We start from the raw sequence: 17,217 nt of genomic DNA, 5'->3' as shown, positions 1-17,217 counted from the left end.
TTTTTAAATTGTCTTCATTTTGTCACAGAATTGTAATCAGCCAGGCGTATCTTTTGATTGCCTTTTTAAATAAACTTCCGTAGAATAGTAGGACAGCACAAAATTTAGCGAGGTGATAAAGATGGCATACGGTTTATTATTTGGTGGCATTTTGATGGAAGTAATCGGGAGCTTTTTTCTAAAGAAGGCAAACGGGTTTCGGAACTTGATACCAACGATTATGGTTTTAATCGGGTATTTTAGTTCGTTAGTTTTAGTAACTCTGGCGATGCAACGCTTACCATTAGGGGTGACGTATGCCATGTGGGCCGGCCTCGGAACCGTCGCGACGGTGATCTTGGCCGTGGTTGTCTATCGTGAGCGCCTCAGTTTAGCACGGATTAGTGGGTTGATGGCGATTGTGATCGGTGCCATCTTGTTGAACGTTTAAAAAGGGGGATTTGACGATGCGAGCATGGATTCAATTAGTTTTAGCTATTGGAGTTGAAGTCGTTGGCACGAGCTTATTAAAGCTCTCGGCGGGATTCAGTCATCCAATTATTGGTATCTTAGGTATGTTACTATATGGTTTCGCAATCTTTAGTTTTTCCCGCGCCCTGAGTCGAATTCCGTTAAGTGTCGGTTATGCGGTTTGGGCCGGTGTTGGCACTGCTTTTACGGGATTTGTCGGCATTTGGGCGTTCGGCGAAGTTTTAACTGGCGCTAAAATCATTGGCTTTTTAGCGATTATCCTCGGTGTCATCTTATTGAACATCCCAGTCAAAGCAAGTGATGGTGCCGTTACCCCTACTGTGAGGCAACGCTGGCGTTCTCGCATGATGCGGTAATTAAATTAAAATATAAAAATAGCGTTGATCTCACGACTTTAGACATAGTTGTGAGATCAACGCTATTAATTTAAACAAATTCGATATTAGACCACAGCCTGATGGTTTAGCTAATCAGCATTAAGCTTCGGGCCAAACGGCTTTGGCGGTCTCAATGACTAACTGTAACTTGGCCCATTGGTCGGCTTCGGTGAGTTCGTTGCCTTCTTCGGTGGAAGCAAAGCCACATTGCGTTGATAGCGCCAAATTTTCTAGGGGTACTTTGGTCGCTGCGGCTTGAATCCGAGCTTTTAAGTCAGCTGGCTTTTCCAATTCTGGAAACTTTGAGGTCACTAAGCCTAAAACGAGCCGTTTGTGGTTGTCGCCATGCCAAATCTGGTCCAAGGCTTCAAAGCCACCGGCACGTTGGCTGTCGTATTCTAGGAATAGCCCGTCATAGTTGAGCTGGCCTAAGTATGGTGCAACGACATCGTAGCTGCCAGAGAAGAGGTAGGTTGATTTGAAGTTGCCACGGCAAATGTGGGTCGTGACGGTCAAGTCGCTCGGTAAATCGGCTAAGGCGGCATTAATGACGGTAACCGCATCCGCCGCAGTTTGTAAATATTTGGCGTGGTCATCGGCGCTGAGTGTCTTGTCGTTTAGCTTGCTGATTAAAAAGGCCCAAGTCGTATCGTCTAATTGAATATAGCGACACCCTAAGTCGTAAAAATGTTGAATGGTTTCATGATAGGCGCGGGCGAGATCCGTCAAATACGCTTCCCAGCTAGGATAGAATTTTGCCCAATTATCGCTCCGGTTGTCTCGGAATAACATCGTGGGTGACGGAATCGTTTGTTTGGCGAGTACACCGGCTGGAACGATTGATTGTAAGTACTGGAAAGCAGCGAAGAACGGATGATCTGGATTAAAGGCGACTTTGCCAGTGAGTTCGGCATTATCGGTCCGCGTGTGATCCCCCTTGAATTTATAACTTTGATGATAATCATACTTGCTGACACCGTTGAGTCCCCAGAGAAAGTCTAGGTGCCACCAACTGCGTGAAAATTCACCGTCAGTCACTGCGTGTAAGCCAAGTTTGACCTGTTCAGCAACGATGCGCTTGATTTCAGCGTGTTGGACCGCGAGTTCTTCAGCGGCGGTAATTTCGCCAGCGGCTAGCTGAGTATGTGCTTTTTTCAAAGTTGCGGGACGTAAAAGACTGCCAACAACGTCGAAACGGAAGGGAACGGTTAAAGTTGTTTTTGTCATGATTGGAGCACCTCATTAAATTAATTTTATTTTGGAGAACGAAAAAAAGCGTCATCCTGAATTGATAATTGTTATCAATCAGGATGACGTTTGGTCATGGTACCACCTGAGTTTAAAATTCTATGGCTAGAATTTCCTCTGTCGGACAGTGTTTGTGTAACATATAATCCGAAACTGCGGTAACGGGCAGTTAGTACGACTAAGGCTTGTACACCGACTCACCTTAGTGAACTTTTAACTCAGACCATCTTCGATAAGTGCCCCGGTATCGTCACACCAACCCGATACTCGCTGAACGGTTTGCTTATCTACTCATCTTTTAATCGTTCTTTAATGTTAAACCCATATTACCGGTTTTATTTTTAAAAGTCAAATATCATTTAAGTTGATTGCTGGAACCAGTGTTAATGCGATGGCAATGCTATAATGGCAACTAGCAATTAATTGGGGGTACGGGTATGGATCGAATCAGTCGGTTTTTGAAGCGTGATGATGTCTCACTATATCTTACGCTAGCGTTTCTCATCGTGGTGGTATATCTGATGCGCGGGTTTGCGACCGTGGTGTTATTGACCACGATTTTCGCCTTTCTGGGCGTCAAAGTCAGTCGGTGGCTAAATTTAAAAACCCATCTACCGTATTGGATCGCCGCCATCTTAGTTTACGTGCTAGTGTTGGGAGTTCTGATTGGTGCGCTATCGTATGCCGCACCAACACTGGTCACACAGCTGAAAGTCATTCCAGACATGCTGGCTAAGGCGATCACGAATCATCCGGTTTTAAATAAAAATATTGATAAATGGGTCAATCAAGCGATTCATAGCAGCGAATTGATTCAAAATGGTAAAAGTCTTTTGGTCACGGGGCTGAAAGAGGTTGGCCACGTGGGAACTGGTTTTACGCACGTGATTTTAGCCATCTTCTTGAGCTTTATCTTCACGTTGACTCGTGGCCGGATGATGAGTTTTGGTCGACAGTTTTTGACCTCTAAATTCAGTAAATTTTTCTATAATGTTTATTATTTATCACGGAAATTTGTACTGATTCTTGGCAAAATTATTGAAACCCAATTAATTATTTGTACAATTAATACGATTTTAATGACCATTGGATTCGTCATTATCGGGATGCCTAGTATTATGGTGTTGTCGATTATCGTGTTTATCCTAGGACTAGTGCCCGTCGCGGGGGTCTTGCTATCGATGATTCCATTGACGTTGCTGGCATTTGCTTCTGGTGGGTTAGTTCGGGTTGCTTGGATTATCGTCTTGGTAATTTTGATTCATGCGTTTGAATCTTATTTCCTCCATCCACGTTTGATGGCTGATCGGACCGATCTACCGGTCTTTGCTACTTTTATTACGTTAATTATTATGGAAAGCTTGCTCGGGGCTTGGGGCCTAATTGTTGGGATTCCGATTGTGGCATTCTTCTTGGACATTTTAGGCGTTCAAGACTCGGAACATAAGCGAATCGTCTCGAAATAAAGCTAAAAGGGGCGGTGATAACTTGGTTTTGCCAAATTATCGCCGTCCCTTTTTAATTTTGATTAAGACTTTTTAGTTAGTTTCTTTTTTCGTGGCTTGCTAGTTTTCGGTGGCCGCATTTGATGGCGAACCGCCTGATTGGTCAAGGTGATATCGGTCGCAGGAATCGTGAAGAGTGGAATCGTTTCTTCAAGCACATCGCTGAATTCTAGGCCATACCAGATGGCAGGCGATGGGGTGATATCTTGCAACAATACCCGACCACCAATTAAGAAACGATCCAGTTGGCGCATCGCTGGGTAACTGGCTAAGTCCATAATTTGCTGATTTTGGACGACAAATTTGAAATCGCCGACTTGAGAGTTCTTTTCCGTCCCAAAATGGGGATGTTGGGGATCAATAATCCGATTGGCAATGAGATGGGTCACGATTTCGCGTAGATAGATAGTGACATGTTGCGACTTCTTGAAACCTAAGTTGAGCTGGACTTCCACAATGTTACGAGTGCCCAGCATGTCGACAGTATAGTTACAATCATAAGGTTGATTAGTCTCGTTAATTGTAATGAACCAGTAAACTTTAGCACGTTTAGGCCGCTTATCTAAAATGGAATACAAAATGGTCCGTTTTAGCCGGTACTGTTTATCGACTTTGGCTAAATAAACCAGATTAGTGGCGAATAGCGGAATCCCATCGTCGTGGCTGAGTTGGATCAGTTGCTGACGATAGTCCAAAAGACTGACTAATTCTTCGTCTTGGTTATAGCGTAGGCGGCGAAGATTGCCAAAGTACCAGGCGACCATCACGAGGAAAATGAGTAGTGTCAGCCCTAGTGTTAAGTAGCCGCCGTGAATAAATTTGGTTAGGCTGGCGGCAAAGAAAATCGTTTCAAGCGTACCAAAACCGATACCCAACGTGAGTGCCAGGCCGCGATGGCCCTTCGTTAAGACCCATTGTGTCAGCAAAATTGTGGTCATCAACATGGTGATCGTAATGGCTAAACCATAGGCAGCCTCCATGTGGGCAGACGTTTGAAACAGCCAAACAATCGTCAACGTTACGGCACAGAGCAGCCAATTGATCGTGCCAATATAAATTTGGCTGCGAACTTGGCTCGGATGCTTAATAACCATTCGGGGCAAAAATTTTAACCCGATGGCTTCATCTACTAAAGTATATGAACCGGTAATCAAGGCTTGCGAAGCAATAATTGCGGCCAAAGTGGCAATCACGATTGCGGCCACGCGCAGTTCTGCCGGAATCATTTCATAAAAAGGGTTCAAGTTGGTGGTATTACGGTAAGCGGCATCTTGATAATGCTGTATGATCCAGGCACCTTGGCCAAGATAGTTGAGGATTAAAGTCAGGTAAACGAAAGGCCAAGTCGCGTCAATATTGGCTTTACCCACATGTCCCATATCAGAATATAAAGCTTCCGCACCAGTCGTCGCTAGAAAGACGCTACCGAGGATGAAAATACCCATTTTATTCGTGGGACTAAAGAGCACTTGAATCGCGTAGATCGGCGAAAAGGCTTTAAGAATACCGGGAGCCTGTGCGATATTAACCGCACCTAGCACGCCGATGCCGGTGAACCATAGCAGCATCATGGGACCAAAGGAGCGGCCAATCATGGCTGTCCCAAATCCTTGAATCATGAACAAAACAACTAAGATTCCAGTAACTGTTAGAGGAACAAGCCAAGGATACTGGCTAAAGCTCGTCATACCGGGGATACCACGCAAGCCTTCGACTGCGGAAGTCACGGTCACGGCGGGTGTCAAAGTCCCATCCGCTAATAGTGCGGCGCCACCGATTAGCGCGACGATGATCAACCACTTCGCGCGATGGCGTACGAGGGCATACAACGCAAAAATCCCGCCTTCGTGGTGGTTATCAGCACGCAAGGCAATCAGGACGTATTTAATGGTCGTAATTAGCATCAGTGTCCAGAAAATTAATGAGACACAGCCAATAACATAGTCCGGCGTCGCATGTTGTAGCGTGCCGGCGTCGTTGATGATTGCATTCATCACGTATAGCGGCGAGGTCCCAATATCTCCGTAGACGACACCTAACGTAATTAGCATTCCAAATAATGTTCGTGATTGAACTTGCTGCTTTTCCATTCTGCATCCTCCCCCAATTACCCCAATCTAATTGGTGCCTCATACTATACTAGATTTCAATTGCCACGGCTTAATTTATCATTTGAAATAAATTAAATTATGACGTTTGGTCATTTTTTTGTGTTAACTGACTGAAGATTCTGGCTTTTTTAGAATGTCGTGGGTTTGGCTCGTCGCTTCGTCTTTTAATCAGCGACTAAATCCTAATTAGTTTTTGAGATAGCTGAAAATGTGAGCCAATTGTTCGAAGGTCTTGGGGACAAAAGAAAAAAGCGTTGAGCAGGTAGCTCACGCTTTTACAGTTGTACTTATGATTGATGTCGCTTGAAGTAACGATAGGCGACGATTAATAAAACAATAATCAATAAGATGCCAATAGCACCTTTAGGCCCGGCAACACGTTCGGTTAAATGAAACATACGAATGGGTCCGAGCCCGTGAATGGCTAACATTGCTAACATGGGAATTCCTCCTGACGAAATTATTACTTTTTTATTGAAAAAAAGCAACAATTATAATCGTAATGGTTATTATCAAATCACTATCTGCGGTAAAATAAAATTATCATTAAAATAGGTGGGTGCCTCAATTGCAATATATTTTGCCAATCATCAATGTCATCATTGTGCTTAACGCGGTGGCAGCGGTTGTGACGGTCTTCCGAGACCGTCGCGATATTGCGGCAACTTGGGCATGGTTGTTAGTTTTGATCATGATTCCAGTCGTCGGTTTTATCGCATACGCGTTTATCGGCCGTAAGCTACCGAAAAATCGCTTGTTCCGTTTGAAAAAAGAGACCCAGATTCGGTTGGAACAGATGATTCAACGTCAACGCGATGAATTAGGGTCGGACCTCATGCCGGCCGATGCGGTTACTAGTTCGGTCCGAGGCATGGTCAGTCTGTTTCTGAATTCAGATGGCGCGTTGTTGAGTCGTAAGAATCGGGTTAAAATTTATACCGATGGTCACAAAAAGTTTCACGATATGTTTCAAGATATTGAAGCGGCTAAGCAACATATTCATATAGAATATTACACATTTTATAATGATAAAATTGGTAACGAACTGTTACATTTGTTGGAACGTAAAGCTGCTCAAGGTGTGGATGTCCGGGTGCTCTACGATCCATGGGGGTCGATGGGAACTTTCCGGAGTTTCTTCAAACACTTAGAAGAACTTGGTGGTCATGCGCGACCATTCTTGGGCGCACGTTCGGCAGTTTTAGACTTTCGATTGAATTTCCGCGATCATCGAAAAATTGTGGTGACGGATGGCCGCGTAGGCTACGTCGGTGGTTTCAACGTGGGTGACCAATATTTAGGTCGTGATAAAAAGTTCGGTTATTGGCGTGATACGCATCTGCGGATTGTGGGCTCAGGAGTCTTCGAATTGCAGGAACGGTTTATTCGTGATTGGAACGCCACGGATACCGAACATCGGATCATTCCTTCAGCGGAGATGTTTCCAGTCATCAAGGTCAAGGGGCATACGTCATTACAAATTGTGTCCAGTGGCCCAGATAATGATGGTCAACAGATCAAAATGGGTTATATCAAAATGATTATGACTGCACAGGATCATTTATGGATTCAATCCCCATATTTGATTCCAGATGACTCAGTTTTGGATGCCATCCGGATCGCTGCCATGTCGGGAGTCGATGTTCGGATCATGGTACCTGATAAACCGGACCACGCCTTTGTTTACCGGGCAACGCAATACTATGCCCGTGAATTAGCAGAAGCTGGCGTAAAAATTTATTATTATAATAATGGGTTTATTCATGCCAAAACGATGGTGATCGATGGGCAAGTTGCCTCAGTTGGTTCGGCAAATATGGATTTCCGTAGCTTTAAATTGAACTTTGAAGTGAATGCTTTCTTGTATGACACGGTCTTAGCGCAGGAGCTGGAAGCAGCCTTTTTGGAAGATCAGGCTTTGAGTAGTTTGGTTACAGTACAAGACTTTAAAGACCAGTCATTCTGGTTGAAGTTCAAGCAAACCTTTTCACGCTTGCTATCACCAATCTTATAGTCAAAAAATCACTGATTTAGTTAATTCATAAAACTAAATCAGTGATTTTTTAATTTAGATAGCGTGTATCGTTCTAAAATAGGCAAGCGGTATTGCAGTCATCTCTAAGTTGCCTCTTAAAGCTAATAATCTGAATTATAAAGTGGGGCGTAAGACAATTTCGTTAATGTCAACATTATCCGGTTGCTCAATAGCAAAAAGAACGGCCGCAGCAATGTCTTCGGGACGCAATTTAGGAACTTTATCCAAGTTTGCGTTTCTTTGATCTTCAAAGAAACCAGTTTTAACAAATGCCGGAGAAACCATCATGGTTCTAATATGTGAGCTCGCTTCTTCAGCTCGGACACCGTCCATAATTGCCTGGATGCTAAATTTGGTGCTAGCGTAAACCGTATTATTTTGCCCAACTTGGTGACCAGCTGTTGAATCGGTCGCAATAATCTGACCACTTTTTTGTTTTTCCATCACCGGAATTGCCGCAGCTAGACCATACAGAACACCTTTAACGTTGATATCTATCATTTTTCCCATTCATCAACTCTAGTTTCATTCATAGGTGCAAAGTTCATCACGCCAGCATTTAAATCTAAAACGTCAATTCGACCGTACTTCGCTAAGGTAAAATCAATTAAAGCTTGAACTTCAGTTTTTTTGCTAACATCGGTTGGTTTAAAAATCGCCTGACCACCTGCTTGCCGAATGGTTTCAGCGGTGGCACGCAGCTCAGCTTCTTTACGAGCAGCTAGGACAATTTGATGCCCATGGCTGGCTGCTAATAATGCTGTTGCTTTACCGATACCACTAGTTGCACCAGTAATAATGATCGTCTTTACTTGTTTCAAAATAGTCGCCTCATTTATTTGATAAGTTTATTAAGATTGATCATCTAAGGCTGAGGATATCATAAATAGCTGAATCTACAAGTGACTTGTTCGATGGTTAAAAACTAGGCAGACTATCCTAAGCAGCCCCATATTGGGACTAAAGCCACTGGTGATTTACGATGCGTTTTCCAGATAGAGCTGTTTCAAAGTATTGATATCCGCAACACTTAAACCGATGACATCGCGTAGATAGCCGAGACCGCCGCCATAGAGATCATCGAAAACATGAAAGACCATTTTCAAGTTGTCAGCTTCCACATCTAAGGCCGAGTTAAAATGACTGGCTAAGTCACCGTTGTTGGCTTCTGTGATAATGCTGTCATTATCGAGCTGATCAGCGGCCATGAAGACGGCGTTCGTCAGTAAATAGTCTTTGAGAATGGTTTCTCGCGGCACGTCTAACGCGGTCATGATTAACGCAGCGGCGACACCAGTCCGATCTTTGCCCGCCGCACAGTGGAAGAGCACTGACTGATCAGGTTGATCGTTAGCAAGCAACGTGGCGAAGAGATTTTGCCAAACTTTGACCGGATGGCTGTCCGTCACCATTTGAGCGTAGGTCTGAGCATTAAAACTATCATCGATAATCAAGCGTTTAATAAGTCGCTTGAGTCGCCGATCGAAGCGACGATTATCTGAAAATGGGTAGACGGATGTATTCATGTATTTTGTCCGTTTCGGGTAGCGGTCGGGTGACATCTTGGCTTCATTAGTTTGCCGAAGATCAATGTCATAGCGGAGGCCGTAGTCATCTAAATAAGTGAGATCATGTTTGCTTAACAGCGACATACCGCCACAGCGTAAGAGCTTTTGCCATTTGATCGTGGCACCGCCAGTGGTCTCGTAGCCGCCGAGTTCGCGAAAGTTGATGCCGTGTTCCAAACGTAAGACGCGATTGTGTTCCATACTAAATTACCTCGATTAATCGTTTACTATAGTATAACCGCTTTCATTACCGTTGTGACAAAAAGAAACGAGTCTGGATTTTTCCAAACTCGTTTCTTTAAGTTAATCTCCGTTATAAATGGAGTTCTTCACGACCACATAATCACATTTGGTAATGGACTTGAGGTCGCGACCACCAGCATAGGAAATCGATGATTGAAGATCTTCTTGCATTTCATTTAACGTGTCAGCCAAATGGCCCCGATATGGGACGAGCATTTGTTTACCTTCAACGTTTTTATGTTCGCCTTTTTGTGTTTCACTGGCAGAACCATAATATTGTTTGTAAGTTTTGCCGTCAATTTTGATAATGTTACCGGGTGATTCTTGATGACCAGCAAGCATTGACCCAATCATAACCATGGCTGCACCAAACCGGATTGACTTGGCGATATCACCGTTAGTTCGCACGCCACCATCCGCGATGATTGGTTTTCTAGCAGCTTTTGCACACCAACGTACGGCGGCAAGTTGCCAACCGCCCGTCCCAAAGCCAGTTTTGACCTTAGTGATGCAGGCTTTACCAGGACCCACGCCGACTTTAGTGGCATCCGCACCCGCATTTTCCAAATCACGGACAGCTGCAGGAGTCGCCACATTGCCAGCGATGACAAAACTAGTAGGCAAGACCTGTTTGATATGCTTGATCATCTCGATCACGCTATCAGCATGGCCGTGTGCGATATCAATTGTGATATATTCGGGGACAATTTTAGCTGTAGCGAGTTCATCAATAAAATCATGTTCACTCGGTTTAACGCCAACGGAAATCGACGCAAATAGTTTTTGATCATGCATGGTTTCAATGAAAGCTCGCCGCGTTTCAGGCGCAAATCGGTGCATGATATAAAAATAATCATTGCTGGCGAGCCATTTGGCTAAATCGTCATTGATCACGGTTGCCATATTGGCTGGAACCACGGGAATCTTAAACCGACGATTGCCAAGCGCGACGGTCGTATCGGCTTCTGAGCGACTGTTGATGACACATTTGTTCGGAATTAATTGAATATCTTCGTAATCAAAAATCTCCATGGGTCAAACACTCCTTTAAACTAGTCCCAGATGTTGTGGTTAAGCACATTCGTTTGTTCACGATCGGGGCCAACTGAGAAAGTCGCGATCTTAACGCCGACCAAGTCTTCGATGCGTTGCAAATACTTTTGGGCATTAAGGGGTAATTCATCCCAAGTTTTAACGCCGGTGATATCTTCATCCCAACCGGGTAATTCGTCGTAAATTGGTTTGCAAGCTTCGAGTTCTTTAAGACTGGCTGGATAATGATAGATCTTTTCGCCATTTAAATCATAAGCGGTACAGATTTTGATGGTTTTTAAGCCGGTTAACACGTCCAAGCAGTTCAAGCTAAGGTGTGTTAAGCCAGAAACGCGTTTGGCATGGCGTAACACAACGCTATCAAACCAGCCAATTCGCCGTGGCCGCTTAGTGACGGTACCATATTCATGCGCAGTTTCACGGATGAAGTTTCCAACTTCGTCAAAGAGTTCCGTTGGGAAAGGCCCATCACCGACACGTGACGTATAGGCTTTTAAAACACCGACACAGTTATCGATCTTAGAAGGTCCGACGCCACTACCAATCGTCACGCCCCCAGCAACGGGGTTAGATGAGGTCACGTAGGGGTAGGTTCCTTGGTCAATATCGAGCATGACCCCTTGGGCGCCTTCAAATAAGACCCGTTTGCCAGCATCGAGCGCATCGTTGATGACCACTGAAGTGTCGGTCACAAATGGTTTCAATTGTTGACCATAGTTATAGTAGTCTTCAAAAATATCTTCAAATTTAAGGGGTTCCAAATCATATAACTTGGTGATGATTTGGTTCTTTTCTTTTAAGTTACGTTTTAATAGTTGTGCAAAAGTATCCTTGTCGAGTAAATCGGCAATCCGAATCCCGATCCGTTCGGCTTTATCCATGTAAGCTGGGCCAATCCCTTTATTGGTCGTCCCAATCTTGCCACCGGCTTTTGACTTTTCTTGGGCGCCGTCCAAGACGATATGGTAAGGCAAGATGACATGGGCACGGTTAGAAATACGTAAGTTATCTGGTTGAACACCGTTATCACGTAAATATTGAAGTTCTTCAACAAGTGATTTTGGATTGACCACGACACCGTTACCGATAATACTTAACTTATCATGGAAGAAAATACCAGATGGAATCAACCGTAATTTGAAAGTCTTACCATTAAATACGATGGTGTGGCCGGCGTTATCGCCACCTTGGTAACGTGATACCACATCTGCTTCCTGACTTAAAAAGTCCGTGATCTTTCCTTTACCTTCATCGCCCCATTGGCTACCTACTACTACGACTGATGCCATATTTTCCACCTCATTAAATTATTTTAATTATGAATGATTAATAGCAGTGAGTGGCCAAACGTTCACCACTCCAACAGGAATGAGTATAGCAATTTTGACGGCCAAACGCAAGTCTAAACCCGAATGTTCTTGATTTGATAGTTAATAAACGTTCATAGTTACTTGAAAATCAGTCCCTTAAATCGGTTGCAAGTTGCAAAGCAATGAAAAACAAGTGTAATTTTTCATTGTTCGGTCCTATGATTCGATAGGGGGATATGATATAATAATGTTCGTGTTTTGTTGGTAAATCAGTAAATAGAAATGAGGATTAGCAATGATTGATCGTTATACGCGGCCCGAGATGGGCAAAGTGTGGTCCCTGGAAAACCAGTACCAAGCTTGGTTGGAAGTTGAAATTGCTGCCGATGAAGCCTGGGCTGAATTAGGCAAGATTCCAGCAAGTGATGTCGCTAAGATTCGTGAAAATGCTAAGTTTGATGTTGACCGGATTGCGGAGATTGAAGCCGTAACCCATCATGACGTGGTCGCTTTTACCCGCGATGTTTCCGAATCACTCGGTGACGAACGTAAATGGGTCCATTATGGGTTAACCAGTACTGATGTGGTCGATACTGCGCAAGGCTATCGCTTAAAGCAAGCCAATGCGATTATTCGCCAAGATTTACAAGATTTACGAGCAACGTTAGCGCAACAAGCTAAAAAATATAAATATACCGTCGAAATGGGCCGGACACATGGTGTTCACGCCGAACCAACGACCTTTGGACTGAAGTTGGCGCGGTGGTATTCAGAAATCAATCGGGATATCGAACGTTTTGAACATGCAGCTGCCGGAGTTGAAGCGGGTAAAATTAGTGGTGCCGTGGGGACATTCGCCAATATTCCACCGTTTGTCGAAAAATTTGTCTGTGATAAATTAGGAATTCGCGCGCAAGAAATTTCGACCCAAGTTTTACCACGTGATTTGCATGCCGAATACGTCGCGACACTGGCTTTGATTGCCACGAGTATCGAAGTTTTCGCCACAGAAATTCGTGGCTTACAGAAATCTGAGACACATGAAGTTGAAGAATTCTTCAATAAAGGTCAAAAAGGTTCTTCTGCTATGCCACATAAGCGCAACCCAATTGGGTCAGAAAATGTCACTGGTTTAGCACGGGTGATTCGCGGTCATATGTTAACGGCGTATGAAGATGTGCCATTATGGCATGAACGTGATATTTCACATTCCTCCGCTGAACGAATCATTTTACCAGATACGACGATCTTAACGGATTACATTTTAACGCGGATCAATAAGATTATTGGGACGTTGACTGTTTTCCCAGAACGGATGAAGCAAAATATGGATGCGACTTATGGCTTAATTTATAGCCAACGGGTCTTGTTGAAGCTGATTGATACTGGGATGTCACGTGAAAGTGCCTACGATTTGGTACAACCTTTGACGGCGAAATCATGGGACGAACAGCTCCAATTCAAGCCATTAGTTGAAGGCAACGCAGAGATTCGTCAACATTTGGATCAAGATGCCATCGACGACGCGTTCGATTATCATTACCATTTACGACATGTGGATGATATCTTTAAACGTTTAGGATTAGATGATTAATCATCGTTAGTGTTAGGAGTCTCGCTTAGTGAGTTTGCTAAGTGGGGCTTTTTTCGTGTAAAGGCCTTAATTTAACGGTAATACCGTGAATTAAGGCCTTTTTGTGCTATTAATTTATTAATATCTCGATTATCATATACTTGTGGTTACAGGGGGAGTAAACACATGTTACGAAAAATAAAATGGCTGGGTGTGTTACTGAGCTTGGCGCTATTATTGGGGAGCTTGACCGCGTGTGACGAGCGTAATCCAGAGGTTTTAAAGAGTGAAAAATGGCGGTTAGTCGTTGTCACACCTGAAGCCCGGACACTTGGTCGCGCAAGCTTTACGCCAACTCAAATTAAAGTGAGTCCGCCATCGGGATCACCAGTGTGTTGGTCTTATTATTTCAATTCGGATGATGATCTGGTGATTCAGGCCGGTCGTTACGCGGGGACTTATGTGCTCAATAATCAGGCCAAAGATTTTCAATTGATTCCAATTAAAGACGCCACACAAACGCTGGAGATTCAGCGACTTAAAAAGTAAGAAGGGGTTTTAATGCAAGCATTAATTGCCATTGATTCATTTAAAAATTCAATGACCAGTATTCAAGCTAACCAGACCGTAGCGACGGCATTCGCTGAACATGACATTCAGTCACAACAGATCGCCATTGCGGATGGTGGGGAAGGCACGGTCGCGGCATTTTTGGCGAACGAACCCGGCGGCGAAACGGTTACCGTGGACACTGTCGATGTTGCTCAGCGGCCCATTCAAGCAACCTATGGCTATTTTCCAACAAAACACTTAGCCGTGATTGAAGTTGCGGTAGCTTCGGGTATTCAATTCTTAGATGAGTCATTGCCGCCAGCTAAGACGAACACCTATGGCACTGGGCTAATCATCAAAGCCGCCATTGCGCATGGTGCACGGAAAATTATTATCGGTTTAGGTGGTAGTGGCACGGTGGATGGTGGTGCTGGCATTTTGCGTGCCCTGGGCTATCGATTCTATGATGAGCAACAAAATGAGTTAATGATGGTTGGCGCTGATTTGGCACGCGTGGTCAAAGTTGATCAGACCGCCGTTTTACCGAGTTTGGCCACAGCTCAATTCATCAATGCCTCAGATGTGACCAATCCATTAACTGGTGAACAGGGTGCCGCGGCGATTTTTGGCCCGCAAAAAGGGTTAGCAACTGCCAATGTTGGTGAATATGATCATGCAATGCAAAATTATATGCGTGTCGTTACTGGACAAGTGAGCGATCATTTAGGTGATGGTGCGGCCGGTGGTATCGGATTTGCCTTACGCCACTTTTTGGGGGCGCAGGTTAAATCAGGCTTCAAGCTGATTGCTGAAATCAGTCAGTTGGCGGCTACTGTTCAACAAGTTGATTTTGTGATTTCAGGCGAAGGCCAAGTAGATGACCAAAGCTTCATGGGTAAAGTGCCAATTCAGATTAGTGAACTGGCCCAAAAAGCCGGTAAGCCGTGTTACTTATTGGTCGGTAATCAAAAAGGCGCTAATCAAGCTTTTGCCGAACATGGCGTGACGGCTGTTTTGCCCATTGTCGATCACGTTTCGACGTTGGCTGAAGCGATGCAACAAGGACCGACTAACCTTGCCAAAATGGCGGATCGATTAGCACGGGTGTTAGCAGCCAATCACTAAAATAAGTCAGTTGCAGCCAGTTGGTTGTTACTGATTTTTTATTGACATTTTTAAAATAGTGTAGCATACTACATTGCTGAAGGGAGTTGATGTAATGGCCGAAGAATTTTTTTTAAACAGTTTAGGCCAACAGCTAAAGGTTTTGAATGTTCTCGTGGAAAAAGCGATGAATAATGGGCTCAAACAGTTGGGTCTCAACTTAACTGGGACGCAGGTTGGGGTCTTGTTGATGGTGCAACGACGGGCACCCATGACGCAAAAACAAATTGAATTGGCGCTGAAATTAAGTCATCCCACGACTCGTGGTATTGTGAAACGTTTAGTGACGACGGGACTGGTTCAGACTAGGCCTCAAGTGGCTGATCAACGGCAAATTGTATTGACCTTAACGGTGACCGGTCAAACTCTGATGGCTAATTACGCTGAGCAACTCCAAGCACAAGTGGCGCGTGTTGAGGAACAATTGCTGGCAAACTTAACGGCAGCAGATCGAGTATCGTTACAGCATTTGTTGACTCAAATGATTCAAAATATGAGCTAGCCTCGATACGAGGCTATTATTTTTAATACAAAGTGTAGCTAGCTATACTAAATGGGAGGAATTTTAATGATAACAATCAATTCGAGTAAATCGAAACGCAATAGTATGCTGGCGGTGTTGCTTATCGGCGCCTTCACCATGTTATTGACCGAAACATTTTTCAACAATGCACTACCAACAATCATCAAAATTTTTGCGGTCAGTCAATCGACAGCGCAATGGGTCAGTACTGGTTATCAACTAGTGGTGGGACTGATGATTCCAATTTCTGCCTGGGTCTTTCACCGGTTTAATACGCAATGGACTTTTCTGACACTGTCAGTAGTTTTTCTATTAGGCTGTATTTTAGGCTTTTTAGCGCCAAATTTTGGCTGGTTATTGGCTGGTCGTTTGATTCAGGCCATTGCGGCCGGTTCCATGATTCCGTTGATTCAAAATGTGGTTCTGATGCTTTATCCAGAACAAAGCCGTGGGACGGTGATGGGGATGATTGGGCTAGTGGTTGCGTTTGGTCCTGCTCTTGGACCGACTGTTGGCGGATGGATTATTGATACTTGGGGATTAGAATGGCTTTCTGGCGTGCTGATTCCGCTCGTAATTCTTTTGATCGTTGCAGCAGTAATTTGGGTTCGACCGGTAGTGATACCTGAAAATACCCAAGTGGATTGGCTGTCAATTACAGAATCATCGATTGGGTTTGCAGCCATATTATATGGGTTTTCGATGATTGGTAATATTGGTGGTGTCAGTGTTGGCAGTCTATTGTGGCTAGTGGTTGGAATCGTGGTTTTGATTGGATTTGTTCATCGCCAGTTGACGATTGCTGAGCCACTGATTAATTTAACGGTATTCAAAAATTGGACTTTTAGTTTAACGACTATTCTGAGTGCGTTGAGCAACATTGCGTTATTAGGGGTGGAATTGGTATTGCCGCTGTATCTGCAACGGGTTCATAGCTTATCCGCCTTAACTTCAGGCTTACTGTTATTACCAGGCGCGTTGTTAGAAGGATTAATTAGTCCGATTGCCGGTAAATTATATGACCGTTTTGGCATCAAACCGATCTCTTTGATTGGTTTTGGAATTATTGCGGTGGGTACTTTGCCAATGTTATTTTTCACGCCCCAAACGGCTCTCGTGATCGTTGCAGTGGCGTATGCATTTCGGATTATCGGTGTTGCCACTGTGATGATGCCGACCTTCACGGAAGGATTAAATGCGTTACCTAATGAGCTTTCTGTTCATGGCAATGCCGCATCATCGACGGTTCGGCAAATTTCTGGTTCTTTAGGAACGGCGCTATTGATGATGATGGTGGCCTTTGGGACTAACAGTCATGCTAGTGCGTCGCTCTCGACTGTGGCCCAATTGAATCACGGTTACTGGTTCTCGTTTTTGATGGCCTTTCTAATGGCAGTCGCAGGTTTTATCCTGTCATTTTGGCTGAAAGCAAAACATACTGTTCGTTAAAATAACCCACTTTCCAGGTCAGTCTTTGACTGGAA

The 17,217-nt window shown here is 44.2% G+C and carries 15 protein-coding genes and 1 pseudogene; 9 read left to right on the top strand and 7 right to left on the bottom strand.

The genetic code is table 11. The features are described 5' to 3' along the window. Positions 1-121 precede the first annotated feature (121 nt). Both RA086_RS12760 and RA086_RS12755 read left to right on the top strand, forming a co-directional pair. Positions 122-430, top strand: a complete 309-nt coding sequence (locus RA086_RS12760; RefSeq protein ID WP_308704158.1) for a DMT family transporter — start codon at positions 122-124, stop codon at positions 428-430. Between the two features lie 16 nt (positions 431-446). Beyond that, positions 447-827 carry a DMT family transporter gene (locus RA086_RS12755; RefSeq protein WP_308704157.1) on the top strand — a complete coding sequence of 127 codons (381 nt, stop codon included), beginning with the start codon at positions 447-449 and terminating at the stop codon, positions 825-827. A 120-nt stretch (positions 828-947) separates the two neighbouring features. On the opposite strand, the gene RA086_RS12750 is transcribed toward RA086_RS12755, so the two are convergent. Continuing rightward, positions 948-2,075, bottom strand: coding sequence for a vitamin B12 independent methionine synthase (locus RA086_RS12750; RefSeq protein ID WP_308704156.1), 1,128 nt, complete (start codon positions 2,073-2,075; stop codon positions 948-950). A gap of 458 nt (positions 2,076-2,533) precedes the next feature. Here RA086_RS12750 and RA086_RS12745 point away from each other — a divergent pair, with 458 nt between their 5' ends. Then, positions 2,534-3,562: an AI-2E family transporter gene (locus tag RA086_RS12745; protein ID WP_308704155.1), complete on the top strand. Its 1,029-nt coding sequence runs from the start codon at positions 2,534-2,536 to the stop codon at positions 3,560-3,562. A gap of 62 nt (positions 3,563-3,624) precedes the next feature. Here RA086_RS12745 and RA086_RS12740 read toward each other — a convergent pair whose 3' ends face one another. Both RA086_RS12740 and RA086_RS12735 read right to left on the bottom strand, forming a co-directional pair. After that, positions 3,625-5,691: a KUP/HAK/KT family potassium transporter gene (locus RA086_RS12740; RefSeq protein ID WP_308704154.1), complete on the bottom strand. Its 2,067-nt coding sequence runs from the start codon at positions 5,689-5,691 to the stop codon at positions 3,625-3,627. 308 nt (positions 5,692-5,999) lie between these two features. Further along, positions 6,000-6,152: a hypothetical protein gene (locus tag RA086_RS12735; RefSeq protein WP_308704153.1), complete on the bottom strand. Its 153-nt coding sequence runs from the start codon at positions 6,150-6,152 to the stop codon at positions 6,000-6,002. Positions 6,153-6,280: 128 nt separating this feature from the next. Between RA086_RS12735 and cls the strand changes: the two genes are divergently transcribed. Then, positions 6,281-7,726, top strand: coding sequence for a cardiolipin synthase (cls, locus tag RA086_RS12730; protein ID WP_308704152.1), 1,446 nt, complete (start codon positions 6,281-6,283; stop codon positions 7,724-7,726). A 135-nt stretch (positions 7,727-7,861) separates the two neighbouring features. Here the strand turns inward: cls and RA086_RS12725 are convergent. From RA086_RS12725 to RA086_RS12710, 4 genes and pseudogenes are all read right to left on the bottom strand, one after another. Then, positions 7,862-8,568 (bottom strand): annotated as a pseudogene (locus RA086_RS12725) (SDR family oxidoreductase). Between the two features lie 156 nt (positions 8,569-8,724). Then, complete coding sequence (locus RA086_RS12720; protein WP_308704151.1) at positions 8,725-9,516, bottom strand: tyrosine-protein phosphatase; 792 nt, start codon at positions 9,514-9,516, stop codon at positions 8,725-8,727. Positions 9,517-9,618: 102 nt separating this feature from the next. Next, positions 9,619-10,590, bottom strand: coding sequence for a GMP reductase (locus tag RA086_RS12715; RefSeq protein ID WP_308704150.1), 972 nt, complete (start codon positions 10,588-10,590; stop codon positions 9,619-9,621). A gap of 20 nt (positions 10,591-10,610) precedes the next feature. Then, a complete protein-coding gene (locus RA086_RS12710; protein WP_308704149.1) occupies positions 10,611-11,900 on the bottom strand; it encodes an adenylosuccinate synthase in 1,290 nt (429 codons plus the stop codon). Positions 11,901-12,216: 316 nt separating this feature from the next. Between RA086_RS12710 and purB the strand changes: the two genes are divergently transcribed. The 5 genes from purB (at position 12,217) to RA086_RS12685 (ending at position 17,182) form a co-directional block, all read left to right on the top strand. Then, on the top strand, positions 12,217-13,515 hold the full coding sequence (purB, locus tag RA086_RS12705; protein WP_308704148.1) for an adenylosuccinate lyase: 1,299 nt from the start codon (positions 12,217-12,219) through the stop codon (positions 13,513-13,515). A 165-nt stretch (positions 13,516-13,680) separates the two neighbouring features. Beyond that, on the top strand, positions 13,681-14,043 hold the full coding sequence (locus tag RA086_RS12700; RefSeq protein ID WP_308704147.1) for a hypothetical protein: 363 nt from the start codon (positions 13,681-13,683) through the stop codon (positions 14,041-14,043). A 12-nt stretch (positions 14,044-14,055) separates the two neighbouring features. Further along, the gene (locus RA086_RS12695) at positions 14,056-15,171 is read left to right on the top strand and encodes a glycerate kinase (RefSeq protein WP_308704146.1); all 1,116 of its coding nucleotides are present in this window, start codon (positions 14,056-14,058) and stop codon (positions 15,169-15,171) included. A 94-nt stretch (positions 15,172-15,265) separates the two neighbouring features. Continuing rightward, on the top strand, positions 15,266-15,712 hold the full coding sequence (locus RA086_RS12690) for a MarR family winged helix-turn-helix transcriptional regulator (protein ID WP_308704145.1): 447 nt from the start codon (positions 15,266-15,268) through the stop codon (positions 15,710-15,712). 66 nt (positions 15,713-15,778) lie between these two features. Further along, positions 15,779-17,182 carry a DHA2 family efflux MFS transporter permease subunit gene (locus RA086_RS12685; protein WP_308704144.1) on the top strand — a complete coding sequence of 468 codons (1,404 nt, stop codon included), beginning with the start codon at positions 15,779-15,781 and terminating at the stop codon, positions 17,180-17,182. The last annotated feature ends 35 nt before the right edge of the window (positions 17,183-17,217 follow it).

It is taken from the genome of Lactiplantibacillus brownii (assembly GCF_031085375.1).
GTDB lineage: Bacteria > Bacillota > Bacilli > Lactobacillales > Lactobacillaceae > Lactiplantibacillus > Lactiplantibacillus brownii.
The sequence above is the reverse complement of the archived record's forward strand: the minus strand, read 5'-3'. Positions and strand labels throughout refer to the sequence as shown.

Coding starts and splice junctions, on each gene's coding strand:
- RA086_RS12760 (WP_308704158.1), top strand. CDS start 122: ATGGCATACGGTTTATTATTTGGTGGCATTTTGATGGAAGTAATCGGG.
- RA086_RS12755 (WP_308704157.1), top strand. CDS start 447: ATGCGAGCATGGATTCAATTAGTTTTAGCTATTGGAGTTGAAGTCGTT.
- RA086_RS12750 (WP_308704156.1), bottom strand. CDS start 2,075: ATGACAAAAACAACTTTAACCGTTCCCTTCCGTTTCGACGTTGTTGGC.
- RA086_RS12745 (WP_308704155.1), top strand. CDS start 2,534: ATGGATCGAATCAGTCGGTTTTTGAAGCGTGATGATGTCTCACTATAT.
- RA086_RS12740 (WP_308704154.1), bottom strand. CDS start 5,691: ATGGAAAAGCAGCAAGTTCAATCACGAACATTATTTGGAATGCTAATT.
- RA086_RS12735 (WP_308704153.1), bottom strand. CDS start 6,152: ATGTTAGCAATGTTAGCCATTCACGGGCTCGGACCCATTCGTATGTTT.
- RA086_RS12720 (WP_308704151.1), bottom strand. CDS start 9,516: ATGGAACACAATCGCGTCTTACGTTTGGAACACGGCATCAACTTTCGC.
- RA086_RS12715 (WP_308704150.1), bottom strand. CDS start 10,590: ATGGAGATTTTTGATTACGAAGATATTCAATTAATTCCGAACAAATGT.
- RA086_RS12710 (WP_308704149.1), bottom strand. CDS start 11,900: ATGGCATCAGTCGTAGTAGTAGGTAGCCAATGGGGCGATGAAGGTAAA.
- purB (WP_308704148.1), top strand. CDS start 12,217: ATGATTGATCGTTATACGCGGCCCGAGATGGGCAAAGTGTGGTCCCTG.
- RA086_RS12700 (WP_308704147.1), top strand. CDS start 13,681: ATGTTACGAAAAATAAAATGGCTGGGTGTGTTACTGAGCTTGGCGCTA.
- RA086_RS12695 (WP_308704146.1), top strand. CDS start 14,056: ATGCAAGCATTAATTGCCATTGATTCATTTAAAAATTCAATGACCAGT.
- RA086_RS12690 (WP_308704145.1), top strand. CDS start 15,266: ATGGCCGAAGAATTTTTTTTAAACAGTTTAGGCCAACAGCTAAAGGTT.
- RA086_RS12685 (WP_308704144.1), top strand. CDS start 15,779: ATGATAACAATCAATTCGAGTAAATCGAAACGCAATAGTATGCTGGCG.